Consider the following 6,319-nt stretch of genomic DNA (forward strand, 5'->3'; position numbering starts at 1 on the left):
TGGAGGCAATCCACACAAGCGCGAGCCTTAAGCACCTTCAAGGGAGGAATCGATGGGTAAACCGAAAATCACCGTCGTAGGCAGCTTCGCGGTGGGACTTACCATTAGGGCTCCGAACATTCCCGTCTTCGGCGTCACAATGCTCGGCAGCAGTTTCGATATGGGGCCTGGCGGAAAGGGCTCAAACCAGGCGGTTGCGACCGCGCGGCTGGGGGCGGACTCCTCGCTGGTGGCCATCATCGGCAAAGACAAGTTCGCCGATATCGCAACCGATCTGTTCAAAGCCGAGGGCGTTGGTACGGCGCATGTCAAGCAAATCGCTGAGAGTCCGACGGCGGTGGGCTTCATCATTCTCAACGAGCGCGGTGAGAACTTCATCATCATGGACTATGGCGCAACCAACGCTATGGACCCGGCTTATGTAGATCGCGCCGAGAGCCGCATCCGGGAGAGCGACGTCGTCATGGCGGTGCTCGAACCCCCGGTCGAGGTAGCAATGCGAGCCATGGAGCTGGGCCGAAAACACGGCAAGAAAACTGTCCTTAATCCAGCTCCCGCCGCGCCGCTTCCTGATGAGATTTTCCCGCTAGTCGATTACCTGACGCCGAACGAGAGCGAACTTCGTATTCTGCTCGGTCTACGGCCGGACGATCCGCGCCCTTCGCGCGAGCTAGTGGAGATGCTGCGCAAGCGCGGCGCCGCCAATGTCATCGTAACCCTTGGCGACCGCGGCGTGCTCATTGTGACCGACACGATCGATACAGCCATCCCAGCCGCCGAGGTCGACGTCGTGGACACGACTGGCGCTGGCGACGCGTTTAATTCCGGCTTCGCCGTGGCTCTGGCCGAAGGTCGGGATGTGATCGAAGCGGCGCGGTTCGGGGTTTGCTGCGGCGCCCTGGTCTGCACCAAGCTCGGGGTCATTCCTGGCATGGCAACACGTAGAGCAGTCGACGAGATGTATCGTACAAGTTTCGCGTCGGCTTGAAAGGATTCAGAATGAGCCTGAACCATATGCTTCCAGATGCCGACTTGGCCTGCTCTGTCGTCAAGAGAGGCATGAGCGAGGAGAGGATCGGCTGTGAGCCACCATATCCAAACCCGCCGCACTTCGTTTGGCATGGTCTCGCTGTCGCTGCAGGGCATCCGCATATCGAACCATGTGCACAGTGATGGCCGGCGGCTTGACGACTTTGTACATGGACACTCGACCGAAGGACGACACGCAGTTGATAGGTAGCGAGGCGACCCTCCGAAATTCCTTGACAGGCGCCGGTTCGACGCGCCGGACCTTTGGCAATAACTTTGAGAGCTCGTGAGCAAGATGCCGCGGATTTACGATTGGGCCGCGCGCGAAGCTGAGCGCACGGTGACCGTAGCCGATCTGTGCGCGGCCCGAGACTCGGGCAAGCGCTACACTCAAGTCACCGCTGAGACGGCGGACGAGGCAGCAGCTGCGGAGGAAGCTGGTGTCCAGATGCTGGTTGCCCGCGCCCGCAACGTGGAGGCCGTGCGCAAGGGTTCGAAACGGCTTTTCGTCACCGCGGCACTGGGCTTTGCCGATGCCGTAACCCGGGACGATATCCTACGCACCGCATTGAAGGCGCTGACCGACGGCGCCGATGCGGTGATCACGGCACGCGGCATGGCGACCGTCTCTATGCTCGCGGCCGAAGATATTCCGGTCGTGGGTCACCTGGGACTCGTTCCAAGGAAATCGACCTGGGTCGGAAAGCTTCGCGCTTTCGGCAAGAATGCCGACGAAGCCTTGACGCTTTTTCACCGCTTCCGCCGCCTCGAAGAGGCAGGCGCTTTTGCAGTCGAATGCGAGGTTATCCCCGCCAGAGTCATGGCAGAGATCCGTCGGCGAACCGGACTGGTGACGGTTTCGCTTGGCTCCGGACCTGATGCGGACGTGATCTTTCTCTTCACCGAGGACATATGTGGTGGCGAAGGCCGGCGGCCCCGGCACGCCCGGACCTATGGGAACCTGCAAGCGCTGCAAGAGCGTGTCAAGGAAGAGCGTGTGAAAGCCCTCAGTGCATTTCGCGCTGACGTCAGTGCGAATGCGTTTCCGGGGCCGCAGGAAACCTCGATTATCGACGACGACGAATTCGCCGCGTTTATGTCAAGGCTGAAGCAAGAGGGCGTTTGAGTTTTGATCTGAGTCTCGTGCGGGCGATAACCGCGATGATGTCTCGGCGCCTGAGAATCTGGCCGCATAGGCGAGCTTCTCTCTTCAAAACGTTGATGGAGTAGCAAATATGGATGACATCTTATACGGGGCGCGCGACAAACGCGGGAATTGGACACCGAACAAGAGGCCCGAACGCGCGCCGATTTTTGTCTGGCCAGTGCAACCGAAGAAAGTTATTCGTTGGTTGCCGGGGTACTTCTTGCCCTGGAATACCCTCTATTTCGTGATCTCGCTTGTATCGTGGATCTATCTGACACCCGCGCTTGATACAATGCGGGAATTCCGCGCTGACTGGATTTTGCTCATTCTGCTGCGCAACGCTGGGCTAACGCTCCTAGTCTATGGCAGCTTTCACTTCATCCTCTATATCCAACGGCGCCAGGAAACCAACTTCAAGTATAATGCAAAGTGGCCCGACACCGACAATACGGCCTTTATGTTCGGAAGCCAGACGGCTGAGAACGTGTTTTGGACCATGTGTAGCGCGGTGCCAGTATGGACCGCATACGAGGCGGCCACCTGGTGGCTCTACGCTAACAGCTATCTGCCGTACGTCGATTTCGGACAGCACCCGGTGTACTGCGCCATCCTCGTGTTGGTGATGCCGGTCTGGCGCGAGTTGCACTTCTATCTGATTCACCGGCTCATTCATATCGGGCCGCTGTACCACATCGTACACAAAGTACACCACAAGAACGTAAACCCGGGGCCGTGGTCGGGCTTGTCAATGTCTCCCCTTGAACACATCGCCTATTTTTCCGGCGTGCTGATCCATTTCGTCGTGCCCTCCCACCCGGTGCATGCAATGTTTCAGCTCATGCACGCAGGGTTGTCCGCCGCGAAGTCTCACACCGGTTTCGACCGGGTGGTGGTGGACGATGCGAAGGCCGTCAACACGGACAACTTCTATCACTACCTCCACCACAAGTATTTCGAAGTGAACTACGGTGAGCGTCGCATCCCGCTCGACGAGTGGTTCGGCACAGCTCACGACGGTTCTCCGGAAGCGGACGAGAGGATGTACAAACGCATAAAGGCCAAGAAGTGGGCGCGCGGCAGTTAGCTCTGATGTTGCGGAATGTCCGTCCGGCTCTCTTCTTACGAGCACTGCGCACGCGCGGGAGCCTCCCGTCCGCCCGCCAAGGACATCTGCGCCGGTCGCGGATTTGCCAAGGCATCGGTGCAATTGTTGCGATATAGATTTAGAGGGATACGGAATGACCAGCCAAGGAGAATGGGTTTCCGCCTGTGCTACCAATGCATTGATGCCCGAAGAGACCCTTCGCTTCGATCATGGTAGCCGCACGTTTGTTATTGTTTGCTCTCCCGAGGGAGACTACTTCGCGATCGATGGCCATTGCTCCCACGAGAAAGTCCACCTAGCGGATGGCATCGTCGACGGCGGAATCATTGAGTGTCCCAAGCACTTCGGGACCTTCGACTACCGAACGGGCGAGTCGCGTGCTTTGCCCGCATGCGTCGACTTGCGCAGTTACGAGGTGAAGGTCGAGAACGACACCGTCTTCATCAAGCTCTAAACGGAGCCAAAGGGCGGAATGCAGGGCAATGTCGAAGCAGAGCTTGCTTATACTACAGTCCCTTTGGGCGATGGAACGGCGCCAGCCCGACGGGGTCGAACGTTCCATCGATCAGAACATAGCGATGATCCAAGAAGCCGGGTTCGACGGCATTAGCACCTCGTGCACTGATCCTGCGCGCGTCGCCCTGATTGCACGTGCCCTAGACGGCTCGGGACTTGCAGTCGAGGGTATGTGCTTCCCGCAGACGATCGATCACCTGAAAGCTGCCATTGACCTTGCTCGGCGCCTCGACGTCGTGCATCTCGACGTCCAGCCTGACATTCGCCCGCGCCGTGTCGCCGACTGTGTCCCGCTGCTGGAAGGCTGGATCAGGGTGGCGCAAGATGCGAACATGCCGATCTACTTCGAGACGCATCGCAATAGGATGACGACAGATCTCCTGTTTACACTCGAGTTGATGGATCAGGTTCCCGAGATGCGGATGCTTGCTGATCTCTCGCACGTCCTATTGGGCCGCGAGTTTTGGTATCCGATCTCGGACGAAGACGAAGCGCAGGTGCGGCAGGTGCTCGACCGCACCTGGGCATTTCATGGCCGCGTTGCATCGCGCGAGCAGATACAGGTTGAGATCACGTTCCCTCAGCACAAAATCTGGTTGGATCTGTTTCTCTATTGGTGGAAGTATGGATTCAAGAGCTGGCAAAAGGCGCGCTGGTGCGGATGCCCGTCTCGCTTTCGTCTGCGAACTTGGTCCGCAGCCTTATGCAATTACCGACCGACAAGGCAACGACAGCACAGATCGTTGGAAGGAAGCTCTCTTACTCAAATCCCTCGTGCGCAACGTGTTCGAGAGTCTGGCAAACGATGCGCCGCCTTCAACTGGCGATCGGGTGGCCACTTGAGTGCAAAATCCACAATAGTGATTGTCGGCGCGGGCGAAGCCGGCACAGCCGCCGCCATCGCCCTGCGCGAACGTGGATGGCGGGGCAGACTGGCCTTAGTAGGCAACGAAACTATACTGCCATATGAGCGCCCGCCTCTATCCAAGGCGCTCCTGCTCGACGAAATGAACCCTGGACCCAAGCTGATTGTGACGTCACAACGCCTTGCCGAGTTGGAAATAGAGTATCTCCAGGGAAGCGAAGCGGTCTCAATTGATCGCGCGGCCAACATGGTTACGCTCTCAAACGGCTCAGCGATAGCGTATCACCGTCTCCTACTGGCCACGGGAGGCCGACCTCGGAAACTGAGCGTTCCGATCGCCGAAGGAGCCGAGGTGGCGACACTACGGACGTACGAGGACGCCACGCGCATCCGCCATGTCATTGGTCAAGGATGCGACGTGATCGTGATCGGAGGCGGCTTCATCGGGCTTGAGGTTGCCGCGAGCGCCGTCTCGAGAGGTGCTTCGGTGACCGTACTCGAGGCAGGATCGCGGCTACTTACGCGGGCAGTGCCAGCTTCTATGGCCGAGTTGATCAAAGCCAAGCACGAACGTTCTGGCGTGCGCATCGAGATAGCCGCGATCGTCGAACGCATCGATAGGAGCGAAGGCCGTTCCAAAGTGGTAATGGCCGACGGTCGCTCGCGTGACGCCGATCTCGTGATCGTTGGGGTCGGCGCGACGCCGAATGTCGGCCTTGCGCAAGCGGCGGGACTAGCAATCGAGGACGGTATCGCTCTGGACGAGACGCTCGCGACTTCAGATCCGCACGTTTTCGCGGCGGGTGACTGCTGTTCGTTTCCTCACCGCCTCTACGAAAAGCGAATCAGGCTGGAGGCCTGGCGCAATGCCCAGCGGCAAGGTGCGGCGGCGGCGGCGAACATGTTGGGCGAGAACCGTCCTTACGAGGACGTTCCTTGGTTTTGGTCGGATCAGTACGACGAGACACTGCAAATCGTGGGCCTCGTTCCGGAAGGAGGAATTCCCATAATCAGAGATTTTGGTGCGAGGGCTCAGATCTTGTTTTACCTCGCAGCAGATGGACGCCTGGTGGCCGCATGCGGATTCGGGAGCCTAGGTGTCGTAGCGAGAGAAATTCGTGCCGCCGAAATCATGATCGCGAGGCGGCTTAGACCTCCAGTAGACGCGCTCGCAAGCCCCGAGATGAACATGAAGAAACTAATGGGTTAGAATAGAATTCAGTATCCGAGACCGCCTCAGCGCCGATCCTGATTGCAGCCGGAGAACTGGCGTTAATCCGATGCCTATGCTGCTCGCCGCTCGGGCGCGCTACGCGGCTGGCTTATGTGGTCCTCAATGACGCTGGAGCTATACGAGCGCGGGGTAGAACGGCTGGATGCTGATGGCTGTGCTCCCTGCGCCAATCAGCTTGCGCTCGACGTCGCGCCAGGATCCATCCCCGGCCGACTTTGGGGGGGCGCCGCGGCCACGGTCGAATGGTCCTAGATACGAGGACCGAAAACCTGCCCGGAGTGCCCGCCGAGGGCCTCGTCTAGGACTGCGACTATCGATCACAAACGTAAGCGCTTAGCCGCAACCCTATTGAGGCTGGCTTGACGTTTTGCGGAATCGCCACGGCATGAGGTCTTCGATGCGGCTATGGGGATGGCCGTCGAT

The 6,319-nt window shown here is 59.0% G+C and carries 5 protein-coding genes and 1 pseudogene; all 6 read left to right on the forward strand.

Annotated features, from left to right (window positions below):
- The first annotated feature begins 52 nt into the window (after positions 1-52).
- Complete coding sequence (locus IVB50_RS29805) at positions 53-988, forward strand: ribokinase (protein WP_247298919.1); 936 nt, start codon at positions 53-55, stop codon at positions 986-988.
- Between the two features lie 336 nt (positions 989-1,324).
- Complete coding sequence (locus IVB50_RS29810) at positions 1,325-2,155, forward strand: 3-methyl-2-oxobutanoate hydroxymethyltransferase (RefSeq protein ID WP_247298928.1); 831 nt, start codon at positions 1,325-1,327, stop codon at positions 2,153-2,155.
- A gap of 109 nt (positions 2,156-2,264) precedes the next feature.
- Positions 2,265-3,260 (forward strand): sterol desaturase family protein, encoded by a 996-nt coding sequence (locus tag IVB50_RS29815; RefSeq protein WP_247298921.1) that lies wholly within the window; start codon positions 2,265-2,267, stop codon positions 3,258-3,260.
- A gap of 154 nt (positions 3,261-3,414) precedes the next feature.
- On the forward strand, positions 3,415-3,735 hold the full coding sequence (locus tag IVB50_RS29820) for a Rieske 2Fe-2S domain-containing protein (protein WP_247298923.1): 321 nt from the start codon (positions 3,415-3,417) through the stop codon (positions 3,733-3,735).
- A gap of 28 nt (positions 3,736-3,763) precedes the next feature.
- A pseudogene (locus tag IVB50_RS29825) lies at positions 3,764-4,640 on the forward strand (sugar phosphate isomerase/epimerase).
- A 17-nt stretch (positions 4,641-4,657) separates the two neighbouring features.
- A complete protein-coding gene (locus tag IVB50_RS29830) occupies positions 4,658-5,872 on the forward strand; it encodes an FAD-dependent oxidoreductase (protein ID WP_247298930.1) in 1,215 nt (404 codons plus the stop codon).
- The last annotated feature ends 447 nt before the right edge of the window (positions 5,873-6,319 follow it).

This window comes from Bradyrhizobium sp. 87, assembly GCF_023073015.1.
GTDB classification, from domain to species: domain Bacteria; phylum Pseudomonadota; class Alphaproteobacteria; order Rhizobiales; family Xanthobacteraceae; genus Bradyrhizobium; species Bradyrhizobium canariense_D.